Annotated in this window: 16 protein-coding genes and 4 pseudogenes; 8 read left to right on the plus strand and 12 right to left on the minus strand. The window is 68.7% G+C overall.

Annotated elements, in window-relative coordinates; translation table 11 throughout:
- Window positions 1–36: 36 nt before the first annotated feature.
- The 5 genes and pseudogenes from ABZO29_RS09265 to ABZO29_RS09285 form a co-directional block, all read right to left on the minus strand.
- Window positions 37–1,317 (minus strand): lipase family protein, encoded by a 1,281-nt coding sequence (locus ABZO29_RS09265; protein WP_367319664.1) that lies wholly within the window; start codon window positions 1,315–1,317, stop codon window positions 37–39.
- 458 nt (window positions 1,318–1,775) lie between these two features.
- Window positions 1,776–1,949, minus strand: coding sequence for a hypothetical protein (locus ABZO29_RS09270; protein ID WP_367319665.1), 174 nt, complete (start codon window positions 1,947–1,949; stop codon window positions 1,776–1,778).
- Window positions 1,950–2,119: 170 nt separating this feature from the next.
- A pseudogene (locus tag ABZO29_RS09275) lies at window positions 2,120–2,341 on the minus strand (helix-turn-helix domain-containing protein); the annotation flags it as partial.
- Window positions 2,342–2,370: 29 nt separating this feature from the next.
- Window positions 2,371–2,709, minus strand: coding sequence for a helix-turn-helix domain-containing protein (locus ABZO29_RS09280; RefSeq protein WP_367319666.1), 339 nt, complete (start codon window positions 2,707–2,709; stop codon window positions 2,371–2,373).
- Window positions 2,706–3,089, minus strand: coding sequence for a type II toxin-antitoxin system RelE/ParE family toxin (locus tag ABZO29_RS09285; protein WP_367319667.1), 384 nt, complete (start codon window positions 3,087–3,089; stop codon window positions 2,706–2,708). The genes ABZO29_RS09280 and ABZO29_RS09285 overlap by 4 nt, the downstream gene beginning before the upstream one ends.
- Before the next feature lie 727 nt (window positions 3,090–3,816).
- Here ABZO29_RS09285 and ABZO29_RS09290 point away from each other — a divergent pair.
- Window positions 3,817–5,667: an IS481 family transposase gene (locus ABZO29_RS09290; RefSeq protein WP_367319668.1), complete on the plus strand. Its 1,851-nt coding sequence runs from the start codon at window positions 3,817–3,819 to the stop codon at window positions 5,665–5,667.
- Between the two features lie 64 nt (window positions 5,668–5,731).
- On the opposite strand, the gene ABZO29_RS09295 is transcribed toward ABZO29_RS09290, so the two are convergent.
- Window positions 5,732–6,367: a winged helix-turn-helix domain-containing protein gene (locus tag ABZO29_RS09295; RefSeq protein WP_367326086.1), complete on the minus strand. Its 636-nt coding sequence runs from the start codon at window positions 6,365–6,367 to the stop codon at window positions 5,732–5,734.
- 323 nt (window positions 6,368–6,690) lie between these two features.
- Between ABZO29_RS09295 and ABZO29_RS09300 the strand changes: the two are divergent.
- From ABZO29_RS09300 to ABZO29_RS09310, 3 genes and pseudogenes are all read left to right on the plus strand, one after another.
- Window positions 6,691–7,035, plus strand: a pseudogene (locus ABZO29_RS09300) (replication initiator); the annotation flags it as partial.
- A 26-nt stretch (window positions 7,036–7,061) separates the two neighbouring features.
- Window positions 7,062–7,652 (plus strand): replication initiator, encoded by a 591-nt coding sequence (locus ABZO29_RS09305; protein WP_367326087.1) that lies wholly within the window; start codon window positions 7,062–7,064, stop codon window positions 7,650–7,652.
- Window positions 7,653–7,752: 100 nt separating this feature from the next.
- Window positions 7,753–8,495, plus strand: a pseudogene (locus tag ABZO29_RS09310) (tyrosine-type recombinase/integrase); the annotation flags it as partial.
- A 122-nt stretch (window positions 8,496–8,617) separates the two neighbouring features.
- Here ABZO29_RS09310 and ABZO29_RS09315 read toward each other — a convergent pair.
- From ABZO29_RS09315 to ABZO29_RS09335, 5 genes are all read right to left on the minus strand, one after another.
- Complete coding sequence (locus tag ABZO29_RS09315) at window positions 8,618–8,995, minus strand: hypothetical protein (RefSeq protein ID WP_367319669.1); 378 nt, start codon at window positions 8,993–8,995, stop codon at window positions 8,618–8,620.
- Window positions 8,996–9,015: 20 nt separating this feature from the next.
- Window positions 9,016–15,822, minus strand: coding sequence for an RHS repeat-associated core domain-containing protein (locus ABZO29_RS09320; RefSeq protein ID WP_367326088.1), 6,807 nt, complete (start codon window positions 15,820–15,822; stop codon window positions 9,016–9,018).
- 309 nt (window positions 15,823–16,131) lie between these two features.
- A complete protein-coding gene (locus ABZO29_RS09325; protein WP_367319670.1) occupies window positions 16,132–17,154 on the minus strand; it encodes a LamG-like jellyroll fold domain-containing protein in 1,023 nt (340 codons plus the stop codon).
- Window positions 17,151–18,611, minus strand: coding sequence for a hypothetical protein (locus tag ABZO29_RS09330; RefSeq protein WP_367319671.1), 1,461 nt, complete (start codon window positions 18,609–18,611; stop codon window positions 17,151–17,153). Before ABZO29_RS09330 ends, ABZO29_RS09325 begins: the two co-directional genes overlap by 4 nt.
- A 149-nt stretch (window positions 18,612–18,760) precedes the next feature.
- On the minus strand, window positions 18,761–19,780 hold the full coding sequence (locus tag ABZO29_RS09335) for a hypothetical protein (RefSeq protein WP_367319672.1): 1,020 nt from the start codon (window positions 19,778–19,780) through the stop codon (window positions 18,761–18,763).
- A gap of 496 nt (window positions 19,781–20,276) precedes the next feature.
- Here ABZO29_RS09335 and ABZO29_RS09340 point away from each other — a divergent pair, with 496 nt between their 5' ends.
- Window positions 20,277–21,674, plus strand: coding sequence for a glycoside hydrolase family 16 protein (locus ABZO29_RS09340; protein ID WP_367319673.1), 1,398 nt, complete (start codon window positions 20,277–20,279; stop codon window positions 21,672–21,674).
- A gap of 252 nt (window positions 21,675–21,926) precedes the next feature.
- On the opposite strand, the pseudogene ABZO29_RS09345 reads toward ABZO29_RS09340, so the two are convergent.
- Window positions 21,927–22,277: pseudogene (locus ABZO29_RS09345) on the minus strand (ArsR family transcriptional regulator); the annotation flags it as partial.
- A gap of 178 nt (window positions 22,278–22,455) precedes the next feature.
- On the opposite strand from ABZO29_RS09345, the gene ABZO29_RS09350 reads away from it, so the two are divergent.
- The 3 genes from ABZO29_RS09350 to ABZO29_RS09360 are packed head-to-tail and all read left to right on the plus strand — an operon-like array spanning window position 22,456 to window position 25,072.
- Complete coding sequence (locus tag ABZO29_RS09350) at window positions 22,456–23,814, plus strand: rhodanese-like domain-containing protein (protein ID WP_367319674.1); 1,359 nt, start codon at window positions 22,456–22,458, stop codon at window positions 23,812–23,814.
- Entirely contained in the window at window positions 23,807–24,568 is a 762-nt protein-coding gene (locus ABZO29_RS09355; protein WP_367319675.1) for an MFS transporter, read from the plus strand. The genes ABZO29_RS09350 and ABZO29_RS09355 overlap by 8 nt, the downstream gene beginning before the upstream one ends.
- A gap of 12 nt (window positions 24,569–24,580) precedes the next feature.
- A complete protein-coding gene (locus ABZO29_RS09360; protein ID WP_367326089.1) occupies window positions 24,581–25,072 on the plus strand; it encodes an MFS transporter in 492 nt (163 codons plus the stop codon).
- Window positions 25,073–25,089 lie beyond the last annotated feature (17 nt).

Raw genomic sequence — 25,089 nt, forward strand, 5'->3', positions numbered from 1 at the left:
CACGACGCGGGTGGGCTACCGCGGGAGCCCGGCTGATCAGCAGTTGCCGGGCATCGGCTGCCCCGCGAATCGCGCGCTCAGCCAGGCGACCGAGTCGTCGACCGCCTGGCCGTCGCCCAGGAGGTGGTCCCCGGCGTACTTCTTCCACTGGGTCGGGATCCCGGCGGCGCAGTAGGCGTCGCGTGTGGCGTCCGCGGTGCCGACGGGGATCACCTCGTCGAGGAGGCCGTGGTACTGCAGCACCGGGAAGCCGATCTCGTAGCGGGCTCCGGAGCCGGGGCGGCCCACGCCGACGCCGAGCTTGTTGGTGTCGACGACCTCGCCCCAGCTCGTGCCGTCCGGGCCGCGCAGGGCGTAGATCTGCTCCAGCGACAGCCGGTCCTCGGTGTACCGCTCGATGCGGGCACCCGCGAAGCGCACGACCGTGCCGACCGCGCACAGCGACTCGGCGTCCTCGACGGCCTTCCTGCCGCTGTCGTCGAGGAGTTCCTCGAAGGGCATGTCCGGGTGGGTGACCGCCATGCCGATGACGGCGTCCATCAGGAACCCGGCGAACATCTTCCCGTTGAGATTGCTCGCCACGGCCTTCAGGTCTCCCGGTACGCCACCGGAGGCCACGCCCACGACGTCGAGCTCCGGAGCGTACGACCGGGCGAGTTGTGCGGCCCACAGACTGCCCGCGCCGCCCTCGGAGTACCCCCAGATCCCGACCTGCGCGGCCGGGCTCACCCCGCTGCCGGGCACCTGCGGGGCGGCCCGGACCATGTCGAGCACGGCGTGCCCGGCGTCGGCGCCGGAGACATAGGGGTGGACCTGGCCGTCGAGGTACCCGGCACCGTCCGTAGCCGCCACGGCGTACCCGGCCTTCAGCAGCGCGGCGATGTTGCCGCCCTCGTAGGCGTCCTGGTACGCGCCGGCGAGCTGTTTGGAGAACGCGCACTGCGGCCCGATGCCGAGGGTGCCGGGCGCGAAGGCGACCACCGGCCGCTCGCCCGGCCCGGCCCAGGGCTCCCGCGGCACGACCAGCGTGCCGGACACGGCGGACGGCCTCCCGTGGCCGTCGGTCGACCCGTACTGCACCTTCCACGCGCGGTACGCGGGCGCACCCACGACCATCGGCAGCCTGTCGACCGTACGGCATGTGATCACGCCGCCCGGCGCGGCCGTCACCTCGCCCGGCGCCCGGTAGATCGCCGCGTCGGCGGCGGAGCACCCGTCCGCGGTTCCGGCCGTGGCCGTGCCTGCGGGCACCGACAGCACACCCGCGAGCACGGCACAGACACCGAACAGCAGCGGCTTCCTCGACCTGTGTGTCATCACCTCAGAGCGTCCCTTCCGTGGGGTGAAGAGGTACGTGAAGCGGAGCAGGCCGTGAGGCTACGGATCCGTAGGTGAGCACTGATAGTTAAAGGACGACGAACCAACGCCGGCCGGGCTGAGCCCGGGTGACAACGCGCGGACATCCCTCTCACCGGCGAGGACGCGCCCTCGGGCCGCCACCGATACCGGAACGGCCTTGCCCCGAGGAGCCGCTCATGTCCGCCCGGTCCCCACGTCACATCGGCCGACGCCCGGTGGCGCACGGCCAATCCGTACGCCGTCGACACCGCACTCGCCGCGCTGGTGCTGTTCACCGTCTCGCTCCAGTGGATCTTCCCTGACGAGGGCGACGACCCCCTGATCTGCGGCGGCTGCACAAGCGGTTCGGGGCTGAGGGAGGAGGCGACAGCGCCTCGGCAGTCGGTGCCGGCGAAGGTGTGCGGGGCAGGCCGCGGTCAGTCCGCGGCCGGCCTGCTCACCTCAACGACGGTGACCTCGCCGGTGGCCTCCTCGGGCGCCGCCGGGAGGTCGACGACGGTCTGGGTGAAGAGGTGGTGGGCTCTCGGCCGCGACTCGACATCACCGCCGCCGACCGCGAGCTCCCCCAAAGCGTCGCCATCACACGCCATCGACCTCCTCGGCAACGCCCTCCGCAACCCCGCCGAGATTCAGCGGCAAGCCCGACGACGGCGACGAACCACCGCTCTGCGCAGCCCCCCGTCCGCTGACGTTGCCGCGCGGCACTACTGCCGTCAGCGGTCTAAACCGCCTGGGGAATTCCAGGAATTCCGAATGCGTGTCAAGCGGCTTTGTCGTGCGGGGTGAGGCTGATGGTCAGGTCGGCGCCGAGAGCCTGAGCCAGGCGGCGCAGGAGGGGAAGCGTGGGCACGGTCCCGCCGCCTTCGAAGCGGGAGATCTGCGGCTGCTTCATCCCGCACCGCTCGGCCAGCTCGGCCTGGGACAGCCCGAGCTCGATGCGCCGGTCGTGGACGAGTTGCCCGAGCTCACGGGCGAGCGCGGAAGGCGGGTCCTGCATGGTTCCTCCCCGCCTCAGGCCGCTGGGGCGACGATGGTGACGGTGGGCTCGTCTCCGCCGGCGAGGTGCACGTCCACCGTGAGGTCCAGTGCGCGGGCCAGGCGCATGATGACCGCGATGGGCGGCAGCTCGGTGGCCGTCTCGATGCCTTCGATGTCATCGACGTCGACGTGCATGCGCTCGGCGAGGTCGGCCTCGCTCAGGCCCAGCTGCTTACGCCGGTCGTAGACGGCCTTGCCCAACGTCATGGCGAGGCCGGCCTCTTCGTAGACCCGGTCGTGCTCGGGGTCAGCGTCCAGGTGTTCGCCCAGCAGCTGGCGGTGGCGGCGGGTCCTCCATTCGCTGTGGTTCATCGGTTCTCCTTGAGGTTGCGGCTGTAGAGGTCGTGTTCGGCGGCTGCCTGGTGCTCGGCTTCGCACAGCTGTTGAGCGGCGTGCGCGCGGTCTACTTCGGCCTGCTCGCGCATCTTGGTCTTGCGGAACACGGTGAGCAGCACGACACGTCGGCCGGGCGCCAGCCAGTAGGTGATCCGCTGATGGGCATCGCCCAGACGGAAGCGCAGCTCGCGGAGCTTGCCGCCCAGGTGGCGAGAGTGCGGTTCGTCGAGCGTGGTGGGCTGCTCGGCGAGCAGGTCGGCGACGCGTTCGGCCTGCTTGTAGTGATGGGCGGGAATGTTCTCCAGCCACAGCCGCACCTCCGGCTCGATCTCGATCGCGTACCGCCCGCTGTCCATATCGCCGATGATATATGGCACGGGGTACGAGAGCGCGACTTCGTAGTTCAGGTCATGTGCCGTCGCCGCGACCGCAGCCGCTCCAGCGTCGCACACCCCCGTACTCCCCCCTTCGTCCTGATGCACGGCGCCGCCCGCAAACCAGCGGCAACCGGCCGAGGCGGCGCAGGGCCGGTTTCTTTCGGCAGGATCGGGCCCGAGCGGGAGAGGCAGCGTGCGGCCGGGCTGGCGCGTCGCCCACTCTGGCGGCGCGGGGCCGGGGCGGGAGGAGTCGGCCCCCGACGGGCGGCCGGGAGCTTCGCCCCCGACGGAGGCAACGCCGACCCGCCCTCGGCGAGTCCGGCGGCGGGCGTGAGGGTCGGCCCCCTGGTCGGCCATGTGCCTGCGATCCGGCCGTAGGACGGTCGTGGGCGACAACTTGCTCCGCCAGGAGCCCGGTTCCGGTCATCACGGCAATCTGGCCGGTTGCCGCTCTCACAGTCCTGGACCGTTCCCTTGCCGGGGCGGCTGGCCTCCCGAGCGAACGGCGGACTTGTCGGCGACGGCGGTCAGCCAATGCGGGCGGGGCCCGCCTTGAAATTTCGTAGAGAAAATCTGGACGCAGGCCCTGGTCTACCCGTGTCCGGTCCCGGGAGATGCTTGACACTTCGGTCCCAGGTGATGGTTGACAGTGGCCGTGATCGGCTTTTCTGTGCGCGTCGTTGCGGCGTGTGGCAGGAGGCCGGGATTGGCGCTGGTGGAGTTGTCGGTTGTCGAGCAGAGATACCGGGCTGTCCTGGCGGTGCTGGCGGGTGCGACGGTGACGGAGGTTGCCGCGCAGCTGGGTGTGTCCCGCCAGACGGTCAGCGGCTGGAAGTCGCGGTATGAGGTCCTGGGTCTGGCCGGGTTGGCGGACCGGTCGCGCAGGCCGGCGTCGTGTCCGCATCAGGCTTCTGCCGAGGTGGAGGCGGCGGTGTGCGAGCTGCGACGCAAGCACCCGAAGTGGGGTCCGCGGCGGATCGCTCATGTGCTGGAGCGGTCCGGGACAGTCACGCCGGTGCCCTCGCGGATGACGGTGTATCGGATCCTGGTCCGTCATGGCCTGGTGGAGCCGGGGGTTCGGCGTCGGAAGCGGTCGGATTACAAGCGCTGGCAGCGGGACCGGCCGATGCAGCTGTGGCAGATGGACATCGTCAGCGGAGTGATGCTGGTCAACCCGGTCACCGGTGAACTGACCGAGGCGGAGGTCGTGACCGGTGTGGATGATCACTCCAGGTACTGCGTGATCGCCTCGGTAGTCGAGCGGGCGACCGGGCGGGCGGTGTGTGCGGCGTTCGCCCGGGCCTTGCAGACGTTCGGGGTGCCGGAGGAGGTGCTCACCGACAACGGCAAGCAGTTCACCGACCGGTTCGGGCACGGTGGTGAGGTGCTGTTCGACCGGATCTGCCGGGAGAACGGGATCGCGCACCGCCTCACCCAGCCGGCGTCGCCGACCACGACGGGCAAGGTCGAGCGGTTCCATCAGACACTGCGGCGCGAACTCCTCGACGACTGCGGCGCGTTCGAGAGCATCGGTGCGGCTCAGGCAGCGCTGGATGCGTGGGTTCAGGAGTACAACTCCTCGCGTCCGCATCAGGCGCTTCAGATGCAGAGCCCGGCGGACCGGTTCACGCCCGTTTATCAGCAGGAGCGCGACGTGCTGGGCCTGAAGCTGCCCGGGGTGCTGTCGCTCGTCCCGCAGCAGCGGACGGCTCCTGGCGCGGTGCCTGCTGCCTCGATGCCGGCTGAGCTGGTGCCCGCAGTGGAGGCGCAGGAGCCGTCTGACCTGCCGGATCAGGAGCCGGATAGCGTGGTGCCGGTCGAGCATGGCGGGCCGGTGGAGTTCGAGCGGGTGGTGCCTGCGAGCGGGAATCTGCAGGTCGCGGGCAAGCAGTTCTGGCTGGGTCCGGCCCACTCAGGGCTGACGGTGACGTTCTGGGCCGACACGCAGGTGATTCATCTGCTGGTCGCCGGGACGCGGATCAAGACGGTGCGCTCGCACCTGTCAGTGGCGGACCTGGCGCAGCTGGCGGCCCGGGGCGGACGTGCGGCGGGGCCGTCTCCGCTGCCGGTGGGTGAGGGGGCCGCGTTCGAGGTGGACCGGGCCGTGAACAACAGCGGGCTGGCGGGTCTGGGCGGGCGCCAGGTGCTGGCGGCGGAGATCCTGGGCGGGCGGCAGGTGTCCATCCGCATCGACGAGGCCACGTTGTCGTTCTTCGACCCGTCCTCGCGGGAGTTGCTGCGAGTGCGGCCCAACCCGCTCACCCCCGGTGAGGTGCAGCGTCTGCGTGGCCTGCGGCCTGCGGGCCCGCCGCCCCGGCCGAGGGTGGAGCCGGTGCGTGTCCAGCGGCGGGTCAGCGCGGTCGGCACGGTCATGGTCTGCCGCCAGGTCGTCTCCCTCGGCCGCCCGTATGCAGGCCGGACCGTGACCGTGCACGTGGCGGAGTCGACGATCACGGTTGAGCTGGACGGCCAGGTCCGCGTCATCCAGCGCACCACCGACATCCCCGTCCGCCACGTGAAGGCCAACAAGCCCCACAAGGTTTCCGATGTTGTCTAGGCCCACCGTCAAGCATCAACTGGGACCAGAACGTCAAACATCACCTGGGACTAGACACCCTGGTCTACCCGGAACGGGGGGTCAGCGGCCGGGCTCGTCGTTGCCCGCTTCCAGAACTGCGACGCGGGCGCGGAGCTCGGCGAGCTGCCCGACCACCTCGGCCAGCGCCTGCTCCAGTGCCTCGACGCGGGCCGCTGTCGGCGTTCACGTGAAAGTGCACCAGCCGGTACACGCGAACGTGCGCAACGCGCCGTACTCCACAGCGCCGGGGCCACCCGACAGCCAGCCACCCTCGGGACAGGCGGCGCCCCCACCAGCCGGAAGGAGCGGCAGGGCGGTGCACTTTCATCTGTACCGACCGGTGCACGTTCGGTTGTACGCCGACAGCCGCCGTCCCGCCTGCGGGTGCGGTCACTTCCGGGTGATCGAGGTCATTCGCGTCGGCCTGGTCGTGGTGGGCGACGAAGGCGCCCTTGCCGGGGCGCGATACCGCCCAGCCGTCCTGCTTCAGCAGGGCCATGGCCTTCTGCACGGTCAGGCTGGAGGCCCCAAACTCCCGCATCAACACAGTCTGCGTCGGCAGCGCGTCGCCCGGCTTCAGCCGCCCGGAGTGGATCTGCTCCCGCAGGGCCTCGGCGATGACCTCGAACGTCAACTGGACCCTGCCGCCCGTCGGCCTGCGCCCGCGCCGCGTCGTCATTAGGCCCGCCACCCCGCCGTCTTCCGTGCCCGCTATCAGCTCCGGCCCGTCCAAACCGGAAAACCGGCCCGACACTACCCGCGTCCCGCCGCCCACAGAAAGGAATGAGGAGGGATGCACTTGAATGCGCCGGTGAGGCGATGTTAACGTCACGCACCCGCCGGTGATCACCACCGCGCCCACGCCGCCCAGACCCCGCCGGTCCCGGCGTCCGCGCCCACCCACGAGGCGCCCGTTCCCCTGTGAGCCGAACGCTTCGGCCTGCCCACGCACCCCGCGCCGCCCCTCTCACGTTCCGCCTTCCGCCGAAAGGCCATCCACCCATGCCCGCGCAGCTCCAACTCCCGCCCCCAGCAAGCACACTGTCTGCTACCTGGAGGTTCGCCGCACCAACCGCGCTGCCCACCCCGACACACGGCACCACCGACGCGTTCGCCGGTCGGCATTCGGCGCTGGGGCGCCGCGCCAGGCTGACCGGCAGGCTGGCGAAGCTCGCCGCCACCGGCCACCTCGCACCCCTGGCACGTCAGATCAGCACCCTCGGCGGCTGCGCCCGACCAGTCCGCCTGACCGGGCACCGCGCCCTCGTCCATAGCGTCACGGGCCAGGTCCTCGACCACCTCGACGCGCGGCACCTCCCGGCGGGCGAGCTGCTGGTCCGCTGCGGCAACCGCCGCGCAACGCGCTGCCCGGCCTGCTCGACCGTCTACCGCTACGACACCTACCAACTCATCGCCGCCGGACTGCGCGGCGGCAAGACCGTCCCACCAGCGTCGCCACCCACCCACGCGTCTTCGCCACCCTCACCGCCCCCGGCTTCGGCGCCGTCCACATCCAACGCGACACCGGCCGCTGCCACTGCGGCGCCCGGCACGCCGACGACGGCCCGATCCTCGGCACCCCGCTCGACCCCGACCGCTACGACTACACCGGCGCGGTCCTGTGGAACGCGCACGCCCCGGCCCTGTGGGCACGCTTCACCACCACCACGTCGGGAGATCGCCAGGCCGCCGGCCTCACCCAGCGCGCGCTGCGCCACCACGCCACACTCTCGTACGCCAAGGTCGCCGAATACCAGAAGCACGGCCAGGTCCACTTCCACGCCGTCATCCGCCTCGACGGCCCCACCGTCCCGGCAGTCAGCCGCCCGCTCGGGCCACCGCCCAGCTCCTCGACCACGCCGTCCGAGCCGCCGCACACACCCGCGTCCCGCACGAAGGCCAGCAGCGCCGGCCCGCCGGGGACGCACCCCGGGCCCAGGACGCTGATCGGGAACGGCGGTTGATATTCCGGTTCGGGCGGCAGATCGACGTCCGCCCCATCCGCGGCACGTACTTCACCGGCGACGCACCAGTCACCGACCGACACGTCGCCGCCTACATCGCCAAGAGATTCCGCGCAACGTCGCCCGCAACGTCCGCACCGGCACCCCACAGCCCCGACGCATCGAACCCCTCACCGTCGACGAAGCCCGCCAGCTCCTCACCACCGCACAAGGTCACCGGCTGCACGCGCTGTTCGAACTCGCCCTTCACACCGGACTCCGCAAGGGCGAACTCCTCGGCCTGCGCTGGGAAGACGTCGACCTCGACGCAGGCACCGCCGCCATCCGCCGCACACTCCAGCGCACAACCGCAGGCGGGCTCACCACGCTGCCCACCAAGACCCGGGCCTCCGAACGCCGCATCGCCCTCCCCACCCGCTGCGTCCGGTCGCTGAAGCGCCACCACGAACAGCAGAAGACCGAGCGCGGGGCCGCGGGCGCCACGTGGCAGCACAACGGGCACGTGTTCACCACCGTGCAGGGCAGACCGATCGACCCAACCAACCTCACCCGCACCTTCACCACGCTCCTCCAGAAGGCCAGCCTCCGCCGCATCCGCTTCCACGACCTCCGGCACTCGACCGCCACCCTGCTCCTGGAACAGGGCGTCGAACTCGTCGTCATCAAGGAACTCCTCGGCCACGCCCACATCGGCGTCACCGCCACCGTCTACGCCCACGTCCGACTCCGCCTCCAGACGACGCAATCGACACCCTCAGCACTGCGCTCGGCAGCCCGGAGACCATCGAGCCGGTCAACGGCGACGGCGACGAACCGCCACCCTGCGCCGCCCTCGTCCGCTGACGTTGCCGTCAACTACTGCCGTCACCCCACGCAGAAGCCCCGCCAGGCATCGCTGGCGGGGCTTCATATTTGCGATTCAACAGGGACCTGATCGGCAAGCCGCCGACCCGTCAGATGCAGGGTCAGCCTGGAACAGAATCCACAATCTCGCGGGCTGAGGCCCCGTATTCGATGTCCACTTGAAACGAATAAACATCGTCACACATCGAGAATTCAACTTCACGAGGCGTGCACCCCCGGAACCAACTCGCCAGCTCTGCCGCAGCATCGAACTCGCCATCGATGTAGAGGCATGTGCCCTGCTTGTTGAGCCACGCCTCGATCTCATGAGCACCAATGTGACAAATCCAGCGAAGGCCACGTCCGTCAGCTTCTGCATCTGCGGGTGTTGGATCTTGGATTTCCGCGCCAGGCCAGTCTCGCAAGAGAACCTCAGCCAGCTCCCTCTGCTCGACTTGCCAGTCGACATCCTCTTCACTGGCGAACACGAGGTACGTCATACTTCCTCGCCCTTCCGGCCTCACGGCACCACTGAAACACTCCCAGGGACACCATACTTCGCCATCATTCCTTCGAAGTACGGCACCGCAGCGCTGTTATTCGTGATGATTCTAAGATTTGTGTAGTGGTTCCCACTGTCACCGATCACCGCTGCATAGCGCCGCATCTCATTGGCAATATCAGCATCGATGAATCCTTGCACCTTGGCGTTCTTAATGCCCGGCGGGATAAATGGACTCGACTTACCGCTGACGTACTTTGCGTCGAGAATCGAGGCGCCATCGACACCATCAGCCCAAATCTTCTCACCTCCGCCGCGCAGTCGAACTTCGACCATGCCTGCGACAGACATTTGGTAATCCCGGGCCGCTCCCTTGCCGACAGCAACCCTGAGATCACTAACACCACAGTTGCTGTTGTGAACGAGAACCGGGGTCTCACCCGCCAGTACATAGTACGTGTGGACCTCACTGACGGTCAGGTCGTACGTGGTCTGCTGCATGGTGAAGTGGCGAACCGATGTGACCTTGACGGCATGTCCCTCTGGGGTGCGGAGGGTCATGCCAGCGCGGAGGTCTCCGCCGTCCACCCAGTCATCTGTGGAAGGTGACCAGAACGGGTGGGTTGTAGTGGCGGTCAGAGAGCTCTCTGAGTCGTGGTCGCCTGGTGTGGCGACAGCGATCTCGACGAAGTCTTCGTCGTGTTGCGTGACGATGGTATCGACGACTTCGTGAGTGCTGGTCTTACCGGTCTCTGGGTCAGTGGCTGTGACCTTGTCTCCGACCTTGACGTCCTCGATGGGTTTGGCACTACCGTCTGCCAGGCGCACCTGCGTTCCGGCAACAAAGCTGTGAAGACAGTTACCACCCGCCGCTGAACGACTCCCCCGATATCCTGCGCCAGCGAGCATGGATTGGGTGAACGCGTCCTGAAGTGTAAGTGCTTGGGGCTGGAAGGGTGACTCGACCAGGTGGTTGGTGAGCCCTGCTTCAAGTGGGCCGTTGCACTGCAGGAACTGGCAGTAGTTGTTGAGGAAGTAGGCGATCTCTTCTTCTGAGAGCCCGTAGAACCACAGCTGCAACGCCGCCTGGTAGCTGAGTCGGCCACTCGGATTGTCGTACAGGCGGGCCGCTTCGTTGTACTCCTCGTCTGACGTGTTGCTGGAGTTCCGTACCGGATCGGCTCCGCTGAGGTACTGCTCAACTGCCGTGTAGTAGGCATCCTGCGTCTGTTCCGCGATGTTCCCACCCTCGTTGGGGCGCCCATTGCCTTTGGATCCGTCCGTGCGGGTCGGGCAGCCCTCCGTGGAGCCCCCCGCGCCGCCACAGGCGAGGCCCATGCCGCTGGGGTCGCTGTAGGTGAGCGGGTTCTGGGCGGCGTAGCTGTACCCGTTGAGGGTCTGAGCCTTGTCGATTTCCAGGAGGGGGTCGACGCTGATGAATTGGCCGATGCCTGGGTCGTATTCGCGGGCGCCGATGTGGGTGAGGCCGGTGGTGGTGTCGGCCGGCTTGCCAAGGAAGCCCTTGTCGTCCGGCCAGGAGGTGGGGGCGGTGCCTCGGGGGGCGCCGAAGGGGGTGGTGTGGCGCTTGGTTACCGCGAAGGTCGTGGCGTCCAGCGTGAGGCTGGAGGTGCCGTGGTGGTCGGCCGCGAGGAAGTTGAGCTTGGTGCCGGCCACGCCCAGGGTGGCGGTGCGGACAGCGATCGTCTGGCCCGCCGCGCTGTAGTAGCGGGTGCCGGAAAGGGTCTTCGTGGTGCCCTTGGTGGTGAGGCGGACCTCGTTGCCGCCCAGGTAGAGGACGGTGTCGCCGTCCGGGGTTGTGTTGCGGCGGATGAGGAGTTCACCGTTCGCGTCGTACAGGTAGCTGGTGCCGGTCGCGGGCTTCCCACCCGCAGCCGGCTCGGACGTGCCGACGAGCTTGCCCTCGGAGTTCCAGGTCAGAGTCTGCTGCGCCTGGGTGCCCGGGCGGCTGGTGGTGTTGCCTGAGGCGTCGTAGATGTAGCTGGCGACTTTGGCGCCGGTGGTCCGGGCAAGCGGGTGGGGCTGGTTGTTGGGTGCGGGCGTGCCGTATTCGTACGTCGTGCTCTGGTCGCCTGACGTCGTGTGCTGCGTTTCGGTCTTGCGCTGGCCGGAGGCTGTGTAGGTGTAGCTGGTCCAGTAGGGGGCTGCGCCGTCGATGTTGGCCATGGTGCGGCCGGTGCTGGCGCAGTCTGCGGTCTTGGGGGTCCAGGCTTCGGTCAGGCGGCGGTGGCCGTCGTAGCTGAAGCACTGGTGGTCGGCCTTGGTGGTGCCGCCCTGGGTGGTGACGTCGAAGATCGAGGTGATGTTGCCCGCGTCGTCGTAGGTGAAGTTGAGGTCCTGTGGCCTGTAGGCGTGGACAGTGTCCTCGACGTAGGCACGGGTCAGGCGCCGGGTGCCGGATTCGTAGTCGTAGTTGACTTGTGTCTTGTCGGCCGTCGACGTGGAGTCGGTACCGAGGGTGATCTGGCGCGGGTCGCCGACGGGCGAGTACAGCGCGTCCTGGAGATAGCCCGTGGTACCCGTGGCCTTTCGCTGCTGGCCGAGGTCACCGTAGGTGTAGGAGACGATTTCCGACGGGAGTCCGCCGACGGCCGGGCTCCCTGCCGCCTTGACGGTGCCGTCCAGGTTGTAGGCGGTGGTGAATGCCAGCGTCTGGGGAACTCCGGCCACGACCAGCGGGTCGGAGCTGGGCAGCGTCAGCGAGCTGGCAGTCGCCCTGTACAGGGCGTCGTACGAGGTGACCTTGCTGGTGTAGGCCTTGCCCGCCACTCCGCCGTCGTAGCGGACCGCGGTGTCCTGCTGGCCCTTCTTCAGGATGTCGAAGGTCCAGGCGGCCAGTTTGGTGGCGTCGCTCTTTGTGCCGTCCCACAGGCCGGTCTGGCGACCGAGGATGTCGTACTCGGAAATCAACTTCTTGCCACGGGCATCGGTCGAGGCGATGGCCTGGTCGAGCTCGTTGTACTCGGTCGTGCTGCTGCCCTTGTCCGGGTCACCGGTCGTAGTCGGGCGACCGAAGAGGTCGTATCCGTACGTCCACTTCGCGCTGTCGGGGCCGGTGACGGTAGCCTGCTGGCCGACTGGGGTGTAGGTGAAGCTCGTCGTTGTGTAGTCGGTGCCGATGGGCTGCGGCCCGGCGTACTCGCGCCGTTCGGTGGTCTGACCCAGAGCGTTCGTGACGACGGCAGTCGCCTGACCGCCGGCGGGCGCGCTGGCGGAGACTGTGTCACCGGTGTAGCTGGTCTCGGTGGTCCAGCGGACGACGTTGTAGTTCTTCGTCTCTGCCTTGACCGCTCGCCCGGCACCGTCGTACGTGGTGTCGGTCTGCGCGGGGGCCGTACCCGAAGCCGTTTCGACGATGCTGCCGGAAGGCGCGCTCGCGTTGTCCCAGATGTCGGCCTGCGACGAGACCGCCAGGCCTCGGCCGTCGTACAGGGTCTGCGCGATGATCCGCCCGCCCATGGCAGCGCTCGGGGTCTGGACCTGGCGGGGGCGCAGCAGCGAGTCGTAGATCTGGTAGCTGGTGTTGTAGCCGGACGCATCGCCCTTCAGCGTGCCTGTCGACACCCAGGGCAGGGCCGATGCAGTCACGCTGTAGCTGTAGACGTAGTTGGGCGACGCGTTGAAGGCCTTCAGCCGATTGGGGAGCCAGACCTTGGTCACGCGTCCGAGTGCGTCGTACTCGGACTCGGTGATGTTGTTGTTGGGGTCCTTGACCTTCAGGGCAGCGCCGGTGGCGAAGTCGGTGGTGGTGGTGATCTTGTGTGTCTTGGCGTTCTCCACCGTTGTCGCCGTCAGGGGACCAATGGCAGCCGGGGTATAGGTGGAGGCGGCGGTCTTGAGGCCGTTGGTGTCGTAGACGGCCGTAACCCGGCCCAGCGTGTCGTAATCGCCGGTGGTGACCTTCTGCCACTGCGGCTGGTCGTCAGTGCCGTAGCCCGCGGCGCGACCCGTCCAGCGCGGCTCGCCCTTGGTCGGCGTCTGCGCTGCGCTCCACGTGGTGGTGTCGTAGGCGGTGGCGACGTCGGAGATGACATCACCAGCGCGGCTGGCGTCGGCCGGCAGGTCCAGCGCGCTGTCGGCGGTGGCGCAGGGCTTGGCCACCGTACGAGTGCGGGAAACGAAACTGTTGATGCCCAGGGTGTCGTTGCGGGCGTACCAGGTGCGGGTGCACGTCTCGTCACCCGTGATGCCGTCGTCGCCCTTGTCCTCGACCGTGGCGGCCATGCCGTAGTCGTCGAACGTGGTCACCGTGGAACGGACCCGGTCACGGGCCGGAAGGACGCTGGTGATGCTGGTGCGCGCGTGGGTGCCGTTCCCGCGGACGTAGTACGCCTCGATGTCGGCGTACGACTTGTGCTGAATCGCCGTCCGCTTGGCCCACGGGTCGTTGACAGTGCCGCCGATCTCCGGCCCCGTCGCGCCGTTATACGTGACGGTCTCACGGGTGAAACCGGCGTAGAAGTCGGCGTCGGTGACGGCCGGAGCCTTGATGCCGGTGACGGTGACACTCTTGCGGTCGGTCGGATGCGGAGTCTTGCCGTCCGAGCCCAGGACGCGGTCGCCGTTCATGCCGCGCAGATAGACGGTGACGGTCTTCGACTGGGTCCTGCCAGGGGCCCCAGTGAGGTGGGTGACCTGCTGGAAGCCGCGCCAGGTGGACCAGGTCCGTTCTTTCTCCTTGGTGAACGGGTCCTCGTTGTAGTGCCAGGCTCCGCCGCCGGAGTAGGAATAGATGTGCTGAACGCTCTCGGAACCACCCTTGGGATCGGTGGTGTCGACCGTGTAGACCGGGTATTTCTGGAACCAGTCCAGGAGCGCTTCGGTCCGCCCGTTTGGATTCCAGTACACCGGATAGCAGCGACTGGTGTTCTCGTCGACCTTCGGCATGGTCTGGCCTGCGGCACAGTCCGCCGGGTAGTAGTTGACGATGGTCCCCGCGCCGGTCTCCGACGTGATCGTGTACAGGCGAGGCCTGTGGAGGGGCAGGATGCCGTCGGTGGAGCTGTCGATCCGGTTCGCCAGGAAGATGTGGTTGAACTTGACCGGGTCGAGGGTGATGGCGGTGCCGCGCTGTCCGGTGTGGCGGATCTCGTTCAGCCACAGTGACTGGTCGGTGGAGTCGCCCGTGTCACCGGGGTCGAGGTACTGCTGGGTCAGTGCCCAGGTGTCCACGGCCACGAATCCGGGAGTGGTGGCTGCCGCGTCCCACGCGTAGGTGGTGATCGCGGTCATCCGCTTGCGGGTGAAGAAGGTCGGGCCGACGTTGCCCGTGCACTTGTCGCCGTCCTTGCACACGGCGTCGAACGGCACATCCGGCCAGTTGTCCCGCGTGTCCACGGTCAGGGAGTCGCAACCCGTGCCCGCGGCGAGGCAGCGCTCGGCGTAGGAGAAGACCACCTTGTCCGAGGCGGCAGGGATCCCGGAGAACAGGGCGCCGGCGCGCTGGCCGTAGCGGATCTCCTTCAGATAGCCGCCACGCGTGTACGCGGTGCCCGTCGTGTCATCGCCGAGCTGGTCGTAATTGTTGGTCTCCGCCTCGTACCAGTACGACATGGCGTTGTCGTGGGTGTCGGCGACGTAGTCGAGGTTCCACCGCCACGCCTGCGTCTTGGCACGGCTGGAGAAGGTCGTTCCGTCCGCGTAGCCGGGCTCGCCGGAGTCGTCGCCGAATACGGGTACGGTCCAGACGGAGTTGGTGCGGTCGGTGGCGCCTGCGCCGTCGAGCTTGTTGAGGCCGAAAACGTACTTGGTGCCGGTGCCCGTCGTGACCGTCCAGTGCTCACCGTTGTCGTCGCCGTTGTCGGCGCCGGTGGAGTGCGTGACGGTGGAGGCGTCGTCGTTCTTCAGCCGCCATTGACCGGTGGTGTCGTCCTTGACGAGCTCGGTGGCCTTGCCGTTCAGCACGAGGGAGGCGTTGTCGTACTTCCAGCACAGGTCGAACTTGTCCGCCTGGCCGTCGTCGTCGCAGGCTCCGTACTTGCGCTCGATGTAGGACGAGGTGATGTCGAAGCCCTCGCCGATCACAGTGCCCTGGTTGTTCGTCGAGGCCGTACGGCCATCGATCGACCCCGAGTCGTACGAGATCGCCAGGTCCGGCTTCGGCCCGGCCGCGGACGGCGGCACCCGCAGGGGATAGGACCAGGTGAACGAGCCGGACGAGCCTCCCGCCTCCCACGACGAGGAGGACGAAAGCGGGGTTGCCTTGTAGTCGCCGGAGGCCGAGCTGTCGCCCGCCGCGAGTGCCAGCACCATCGTCTGACCAGATGCCGGGGCGGCCTGTGATGAGGAGGCAGTCCGGGACGACGGCACGGCCTTGAACTCCAGGCTTGCGTCCAGAGTTTCAGCTTCGCGCTGGTTGGTGAAGTTCAGCGGCGCGCGGGTGCGGCACTTCGCCGCACCCGGGCTGGTCAGGGCACAGTCGGGCAGCCGCACGAGCTGGAGGCGGCCCGCCCAGTCACCGCCGTAGGCGGACGCAAAGGACTTGTAGTTGATGCCAAGCCGTGCCGAACCACCGGCCGCCGGCACCGTGGCGGTGAGGACTACACCCTTGACCCCGAGCTGGGCTGCCCGCTTCTGATCCAGCACCGTGACCTTGACGGAGCCGGCAGCCTTCTGGGGTGCGGCGGCTCCCTTGGCCACAGGAGGACGGGAAAGCAGGACCGGGAGAGTGCCTGGGGCCGCGCTCGCCGAACCGGTGGCCGGCAAAGTGATGGTGGCGCTCCCGGCCTTCGGCCAGGTCACCTCCCTGCCCTGGTCGGCGCGGGCACGAGCGGCATCCCTACGCCCGTTCTCCGCCCCCTTCCGCATCGCTGCGGCGCGCTTCTTGTCGGTCTTCCCCTTGAACGGGACGACCTTGTCCGCGCGAGGCGCCTTCGGCTGAGACAGCCCCAGCGGCTCGGGCTCCGCCGCGAACGTAGTTGGGGCGAGCAGACCCGGCAGCAGGCTGAAGCCGGCGATCGCCGCGAGACGGCGTACGGCTGTCCTGCCTCTTGATCTCCGATACACGTGGCATCCGCTTTCGAGATGAAAGCCGCCCTGAAAGCGGCGTGAATGGTGTGGTTGGTTCTGGCCTGGGGCAGCGGACTTGGCAGCCCGCTGCCCCAGCCGAGGTGAGCGCTAATCCACGTCCGGGTTGCTGCCCAGGACCCTCTCGCTGACCTCGTTCGCAGTCATCGCCCCGACCCAGATGCGAACTTCTGCGACAGCGCCGGGAAGGTAGTGGCCCGTGGTCCCGTTCGCAGAGCCCCGACCGACCGCGAGCTCACCACTGCCTTGAACCGGTGTGCTGAACGCTGAGTTGCCCTCCTGCGGCTTCTCCACCGTGGTCACGAAGAGGTGTGTGTCTCCATATCCGGAGCCCCTGGCCTCAGTGGCATTGAAGACGCCCGTCACTTGCACCGGCGTGTCCAATTCAGCGGGTTCGAGGACCGGTATCGACGCCGACTCGGTCACGTTGCCGCCGGCGTCGGTGGCAGTGCGGCCAAAGCTCCACATGTACAGGTCGTCGGGGAGCTTCTCGACCCAGATGGCCCACGACGACTCGGCCCCCGATGCCGCCCGCTGGCCGAAGACCTGGCCCCGGTAGCCCACCGGCTTGGCCGCGAGCTTTGCGCTGTCCAGCTGTACAAACGCCGTCACAGTGAACGAACCGGTCTCGTCGACAACCGGCCCCTGAGTGGTCATGGCACCGGACTCGCCATCGAAGACCAGGGTGTCGCTCTCAACATCCGCAACAACACCGCTGGCGGCAAGGCTCATGGCACCCGCCGCGTACTTGGACTGGGTCTGTGGGGTCACCATGCCGTTCGCGGCATCGGTGGCGTTCCAGTGAGCGACCAGCTCCGTCGCCGGCACGCTGCCCTGCATCATGGCACTGTCCTCACGCACCTGGCCCGACGTGAGTTCTCGCTGCCACACGACGACCTCGTCAATGCGACCGGAGAAGTAATCGCCGGCCTTCGACCGGCCGAACATCATGCCCGCCGACGACGCCCCCGGGGCGTAGGCAGCGTTAGCGGCGTGCAGCACGACCGGGTTACCTTGAGGGCGGCCATTGACAAACAGCTGGATCGTGTCGTTCGTCGGGTCTTCGTCGCGCTGGGTGTCGAAGACACCAGTCAGGTGCGTCCACACCTTCACGGGCGGATTCGCCGTGGTCGCCGGAGCATTGACGTACACAGGGCTCGCCACATCCGCAGCGACCCGGCCGAACACCCCCTCTTCTTCGCAGACGCCGAATACGAGAGCTGGAACGCCGAGCCGTACGCACCCGGGGCAGAGATCACCACACGATCCTTCGACGTGTCCGTCAGCAGCGCCCACGCGGAGACCGTGAACGACTCCGTGGTGTTGAGCGGCGGCGCGTCCGTGGAGGCGTACCCGATCTGCTGAGCCGGATCAGCGACGTTGTCGTTCAGCTCGAGGGAGTAGTCACCGGCGCCGCGCCGGGCCATGGGCGACCAGGTCGCCGCTTTGGGGTCGGCACCCGGATACAGCTTGGCTGGATGCCGGATCCCCTCGGTGGCGGTGTCAGCCGCTTCCGTGACGCTCGAGCCGGGCGTGCCCTCCGCGAAGTGCCAGCGGCCCACGGGGCCCTGTGCCGGGGCCACCTTGAACGTGAACTCCGACCTGTCGCCGTAGCGGCCGGGGACGTCCATAGCCTGCACAACCAGCGTCTGGGACCCCGACAGTTGAGGGACCGGGTTGATCGTCACCGTCGCCCCGGACACCACCTGTTCCTCTTGGCCGACGAGGTACCAGAGATAGCCGCTGATGTCCGTGTCATCGGCATGCGGCGTGATCTTGAACTCACCGGCCAGCCCCGGGCCGCCCTCCCCTTCGCAATCCGTGCACCCCTGGTAAATGCCTGTGGCCTCGATCTGCGGCGGCTTGGGCGCACCAGTGTCGATCTTGAAGTAGCAGTAGGGCGACCAGGCCGAAGGGATGCTCGACGTCACGCCGCCAGTTGTCCAGAACGAATTGGTGAGCGCCCGCATCCGGTACAGCGTGTTGTCCTGACGCGGATTCATCCGCGTCCGCTCCGCCGTGTCGTCAGGGTGATAGCCGATACTCGGCAACGTCGCCGCCCAGGAGGCCACCCACTTTCCGTTCTCCACGCGGTCGACGGTGATGTAGGTGCGCAGCGAACCCGTGAACTCGCCGGACTTCGGCTGTATCTCCGTCTGCACCACGGACTGCACCATCGGATCTTGACGCGTCACAATGAGCGGGTCGAGCTGAGAGGACTCGCAGTAGTACGTGACACCGTCGCCAGGAAGCGTCCCAACGTGGGTCGGTACACCGGGCCGTGGCACATAAGACACCTGGAGCTCGGCATTGTCGTCGAAGCGCTTCCAGGCGTCCGCGTCGCCCTCGTCCTTCGCGGCGAGCATGAGGGTGAGGCGGGAGAACTTGCCTGCCGCGAAGTTCCGCACGGTCGCGGTCAGGTTCTCGTCGGTCTCGGACGGGTTGTCGACGAAGTCGACCCACGCATCCGGCTGGGAGGGCGAGCAGCTATCGCCACGGCCCGCCGAGACGTTGACGTCACCCATCAGGTCAAGCTTCGACGGACCGGGCCAGCGCGTCGCCTCGGACATGTTGTTCGTCCGCCACAGGTCCACCCAGTGCGCCGTGCACGAGAACGACCAGGTCTCGTACGCCCGGAACGTCGGGCGCTGACGATGTGCTTGCCGACAAGCGCGGTTGGCGCGAACTCGAAGAGCATCCGGTTGGTGTGGTCGGCGTCTCAGTACCACGGGCCGACCCGGTAGCAGCGGCCGACACCGTAGTCGCCGTTGAACTGCCAGAACCGGTCACCATCGGAGGAGATCACCGAGCGCTCCGACGCACCCAGCCCAAACGGCGGGTCGATGTAGACCGGGTAGACCGTCTCCTGTCCGCGGAGCAGATCGGCGTCCGGCTTGACCACGACAGCGTCGCCGTTGACCTCGACGGGCAGTTCGGCAATAGCATCGCCCTTGCCCGGCTGGGACGGGTCTTCGGTGACCGGTACCGGCCCCTCGGCCGCTGCACTGCTCAGCAGTTGGGGTTGAGCGCCACCATCGCCGGCCGAGTCCCACATCTGGCCGGCCGGACCGGTGAACACGGCATTGCCGTCCTCGTCGACGGCGCGGAGTCCGCCACCAGCCCCTGGCTGGACGGCCAGGCCGCCACCCGTGACTGACAGCTTGATCTCGTTGAGTTTCGGGTTGACGGCCGCCTGGGCGGACTTGACCACGAGGACTTCGCGGAAGCCCTCCGGCGTCGCGGTGAGCTGCAGGTCGACCCCCTCATACACCTCGGGGTAAGTGGCCGTGGCCCCGTCCAGGGTGGGCTCCGGAAGCGTTCCCGGCCAGCCCAGTTCGATCGCGCCCTTCGGGGAGGCGAGACGGATCAAGTCCTTGCCGGCACCGCCGCCGGAAAAGGACAGGTCCACCACGGTGGACTTCGGACCAAGCGAGCCGTCCGAGCGACGCTCCAGCGTCGCGTCGATACTCCGCCACGAACCGTCCTCCCCCCGAGCCCGTTGCGGTGTCGTCGACTGAGTCAACGTGTACGTGCCGTCCGGATTCGCCATCGTCAGCGAGTACTCGCTACGTTCGCCGACCACCTCAACTGGCTCACCCGTCTCAGCAGCCAGCGCCGTCGCACTCTGCGCCGACATCGTCGCCACGGCCGGCGTTTGCGCCGCAGCCGATCCGGCAAACGGCTGAAGCACGGATGCCACCATCGCCGCCGTGGTTAACGCGACCGTTCTGCGGCGCACACGACGCCACACCCCACCGCTCACAACCCCACCCCCTGGACTTACATGATCTTTACAAGATTTCCCAGATCATGATCGCCTCACCTGGGGCAGTCAAGAGTGAGCACATCACACAACCTCAAGAACGTGCAGATCAGTGAGCCGCCGCGGAGCCCGGCGGACGGGTATCGTCACCGCCAGAAACGCGCTCAAATCCGCACAGCCGCAACGCGGTTGCCGTCTCCATCCGGGCCGATTCGCCGACTGCCGCGAGTTCGCATCCGATGCAATTGGCAGCGGTCGTGGGAGAAGTCGAAGGCAGGGAGCGCGCTTTGGCCCTCTTTCGTGGCATTCATGAGGTGAACTCACCCACGCCGAAGGGACTTTCACTGTTTCACCTCTTGACGACGCGTGTGGCCGAGAGCACATTGGGCCCCACTTTGAGAGCGCTCTCAAGACTTCGAGCACTGTCGAAGGCACCCGCGCTTCACCACTCCGTACCCGAGAGGCACGCCCCATGAGTGAAACCTCCGGCATACACCGCAGACGGCGTCCGCTGCGGCGGGCGCTCGTCGCCGTGCTCGGCACCCTCGGCCTGGCGGCGGCCGCCGCCACGGCCGTCGTCCCGTCCGCGAACGCCTCCGCCCCCACTCCCCCGTCGGGCTGGACGCAGGTCTTCCTCGACGACTTCAACGGCGCGGCCGGCTCCGGCGTCAACACCTCCAACTGGCAGTACGACACCGGGACTTCGTATCCGGGCGGCCCCGCCAACTGGGGCACCGGCGAGGTCGAGACGATGACGAACAGCACCAGCAACGTCTCGCTCGACGGCAACGGCAACCTGCGCATCACCCCGCTGCGCGACTCGGCCGGCAACTGGACCTCGGGCCGCATCGAAACCACCCGCACGGACTTCCAGCCCCCGTCCGGCGGAAAGCTGCGCGTGGAGGCCCGCATCCAGATGCCGAACGTCACCGGCACGGCGGCCGAGGGCTACTGGCCGGCGTTCTGGATGCTGGGCGCGCCCTACCGCGGCAACTACCAGAACTGGCCGAGCGTCGGCGAACTGGACATCATGGAGAACGTCCAGGGCCTGAACCGCGTGTGGGCCACGCTGCACTGCGGCACCAACCCCGGCGGCCCGTGCAACGAGACCAGCGGTATCGGCAACTACACGGCGTGTCCGGGCTCGACGTGCCAGTCGGGCTTCCACACCTACTCCATGGAGTGGGACCGCTCCGTGAGCCCCGAGGCGATCCGCTTCTACGTCGACGGCACCAACTACCACACGGTGACCGCGAACCAGGTGGACGCGACGACCTGGGCCAACGCCACCAACCACGGCTTCTTCGTCATCTTGAACGTGGCGATGGGCGGCGCCTTCCCGGACGCGTTCGGCGGCGGCCTGGACAGCGGCACCGAGCCCGGTCACCCGATGGTCGTGGACTACGTCCAGGTGCTCTCGGCCAGCGGGAGCGGTACCACGCCTCCGCCGTCCGGCAACCGCGACGCGTACAGCGCCATCCAGGCCGAGTCCTACGACAGCCAGTCCGGCGTGAGCACCGAGACCACCTCGGACACCGGCGGCGGCTCGAACATCGGGTATCTCGCAGGCGGCGACTGGGCGCTCTACAAGGGTGTCAACTTCGGCTCCACGGCGGCCACGCAGTTCTACGCCCGGGTCGCGAGCGGTGCCGCGTCGGGCGTCAGCGGTCTGGTGGAGGTGCGCCTGGACAGCCGTACCAGCACACCCATCGGCAGCTTCGCGCTGGCCAATACGGGCGGCTGGCAGTCGTGGCGGACGGTCCCCGCGAACATCAGCTCCGTGACCGGCACGCACGATGTCTATCTGACCTTCACCAGCGGCCAGCCCGCCGACTTCGTGAACGTGAACTGGTTCAACTTCGGTCACTGACAGGGCGGTCGAGGGTCGCGGCCATGTGTCACGCGGCCCTCCCCGTCTCCACGGGCAGTTCGGCCGGCCGCCATTCCAGCATTCCGTCGGTGAGCCGGACCGCCCGGCGGCCACGCTCGCGCAGCAGGCGCACGGCGTCGTACGCCAGGACGCAGTAGGCACCCCGGCAGTAGGCGACACCTCCGCCTCCTCCGGCAACTCGAAGACACGGTCGGCGAGTTGACCGACCGGGGTGTTCAACGCGCCGGGGATGTGCCCGGCGGCGTACTCCTCGGGCGGGCGCACGTCGAGGACGACGATCTCGCCCGCCGCCGCACGGGCGAGCCGCCCCTCCCGGTCGACCTCCCGCACGTCGTCGGTGCCCAGGTAGGCGGTGCGGCCCGGTTCGACGGCGGCCTGGTGGGTCGAGGCGACCCGGCGCAGCAGCGCGAAGAGGGCGGCGACGTCGTCACCGGCCAGCCGGTAGTGGATGCGCACGCCCTCGCGCCTGGTGGCGACCAGGCCGGCCTGTCCGAGGGTCTGCAGATGCGCCGAGGCGGTGGTCAGGTTGAGTCCGGCCGCCCTGGCGAGGGCGTCGGTGCTGCGCTCGCCCTGGGCCGGCACATCGAGCAGTTCCAGGCGCTTTTCCGCTGCTCAGCGCCTTGCCGGTGCGGGCGAAGGCGTCGTACGGGGCCGCTTTGCGTGCGGCGTCTCGCATGGGAATCCTCCATCACTCCATGGAATGCAATTACGGGCGAGCGTGCCGGCTACCCGGCCTGTACCGTGATACTTGGAGGATCCGATGGGCTTCGCCGACGACCACCTGATCCCGCTGGTCGACCGCGGGCTGGGCAACAGTGCCTATCTCGTCGATCTCGGCGACGGCCGCGCCCTCGCGGTGGACGCGAGCCGGGACCTGCGCGCCCTGCGGACGGAGGCCGCCCGGCGCGGGCTGACCGTCGCCTTCGCCGCCGACACGCATCTGCACGCCGACTTCCTCACCGGCGCGCTGCAACTCGCGTTCGACGACGGGGCGACGGTGCTGGCCTCCGCCGCCGGGCACCGCGCCTTCCCGCACTCCGCGCTCACCGACGGCGACGAGGTGGACCTGGGCGGGCTGACCCTGCGCGCGCTGGCCACCCCCGGCCACACCGACGAGCACCTGTCCTACCTGCTCCTCGACGGCTCGCGGGAGCTGGGCGTGTTCACCGGCGGTTCACTCATCGTGGGCTCGGCCGCCCGCACCGACCTGCTGGGTGTCGACCGGGCGGAGGAGCTGGCCCGCGCCCAGTACCGGTCCCTGCACCGGCTGGCCCGGCTCCCGGACGCGACCGCGGTGTGGCCCACGCACGGCGCCGGTTCCTTCTGCTCCGCGCCGCCGGGCGCCGAACGCACCACCACCGTCGGCGCCCAGAAGCGGGCCAACGCGTTGCTCGCGGCGCCGGACGAGGACACGTTCGTACGTGAGCTGCTCGGCAGCCTCGGCTCCTATCCCGCGTACTTCGGCCGACTGGCCGAGATCAACCGGCGCGGGCCCGAGGTTCTGACGGACGTCCCGGTTCTCCCCCCGCTCACGGGATCCGAGGCGCGCGGCCTGCTCGGCCTTGGGGCGGAGGTCGTGGACGTACGGCCGGTGAAGGACTTCGCCGCCGGGCACGTCCCGGGCGCCGTCTCCATCCACCTGCGCGACCAGTTCGCCACCTGGCTGGGCTGGCTGTTCCCGGCCGGCACCCCGCTCGTCTTCGTCACCGCGCCCGGCCTGGACCTCGCCGACCTGACCTGGCAGGCCCTGAAGATCGGGTACGACCGGATGTGCGGTCACCTGACCATGGACGCCTGGACGGCCGACGGAGGCGAGCAGGAGACCGTCGAACTCGTCGCAGCCGACCGCATCGGCGACCGGCCCGTGCTCGACATCCGTCAGCAGTCGGAGTGGGAAGCCGGGCACGTCCCGGGCGCGATCGGCATCGAACTCGGTGAACTGCCCGATCACACGGATGCCGCACCGTCCGGCGCCGTCGTGCACTGCGGACGGGGCGAGCGCGCGATGACGGCCGCGAGTCTCCTGCAGCGCGCGGGGCATCAGGACCTCGCCGTCCTCGAGGGCGGTCCGGACGACTGGGCCAAGGCCACCGGGCGCCGGCTCGAGGAGGGTGCGTGACGGCCACGGCCGCCGGTCCCACATACGGCTCGGTCTGCGCGCCAACCTCGCCCAGTTCAGTCTGCTGGTCGTCGTCAACGCCCTGATCGGCGGCATGCTCGGCCAGGAGCGCACGGTCCTTCCGCTGCTCGCCGACGACGTCTTCCATCTGTCCGCCTACACGGCGGCCCTCACCTACATCCTGGCCTTCGGCACGACGAAGGCGGTCACCAACTTCTTCGCCGGCACCCTCTCCGACCGCCACGGCCGCAAGCCCGTCCTGCTCGCCGGCCAGCTGGTCGCAGTGCCCGTGCCCGCGATGCTGGCCTGGGGCCCGTCCTGGGGATGGATCGTCGCCGCGAACGTCCTGCTCGGGGTCAACCAGGGACTGACCTGGTCCACCACCGTCATCATGAAGATCGACCTGGCCGGTCCGGAGCGGCGCGGTCTGGCCATGGGCCTCAACGAGGCGGCCGGTTACGGCGCGGTCGCCGCCACGGCGATGGCCACCGGCGCCGTCGCCGAGCACGCCGGGCTGCGTCCCGAGCCCTTCCTGCTCGGCGCCGCCTACCTGGTCCTGGGCCTGTCGGCCTTCGCGGTCCGCGAGACCCGCGAACACGCCCGCGCCGAGGCCGCCCTGCACCCCGTACAGGCCCCTGCCGAGCTGGAGTTGACCACCGCGCAAGTCGCACGCCGGACCAGTCTCACCGACCGGGCGCTGTCGGCGGCCAGTCAGGCGGGCCTGGTCAACAACCTCAACGACGCCCTCGCCTAGGGCCTCTTCCCGCTGCTCTTCGCGGCCCACGGTCTGACGGTCGGGCAGATCGGGATCCTTGCCGCCCTGTACCCGGCCGTGTGGGGCGCGGGCCAGCTGGTCACCGGCTGGTGGTCCGATCACGTCGGCCGCAAGGCCCTGGTGACCGCGGGCACGCTGCTCCAGGCCGCCGCCATCGGCCTCGTCGCCGCCGCAACCACGTTCCCCGTCTGGGCGAGCGCCCAGATCCTGCTCTGCGTCGGCACCGCGCTCGTCTACCCCACCCTGCTCGCCGTCGTCGGCGACGTGGCTCACCCCGCCTGGCGCGCCCGGGCCGTCGGCGTGTACCGCCTGTGGCGCGACGGCGGCTTCGCCGTGGGTGCGCTGCTCGCCGGCCTCCTGGCCGACGCGTACAGCCTCACGACGGCGATCTGGACGGTCGCCGCACTGACGGCCCTCTCGGGCCTGCTCGTCGCGGTGCGCATGTACGAGACGCGGCCACGCACGCACAAGACACAGCCGTAGACCTCCAGTTGGACGAG

It is taken from the genome of Streptomyces sp. HUAS ZL42, assembly GCF_040782645.1.
In the GTDB taxonomy this organism is placed as follows: Bacteria; Actinomycetota; Actinomycetes; order Streptomycetales; family Streptomycetaceae; genus Streptomyces.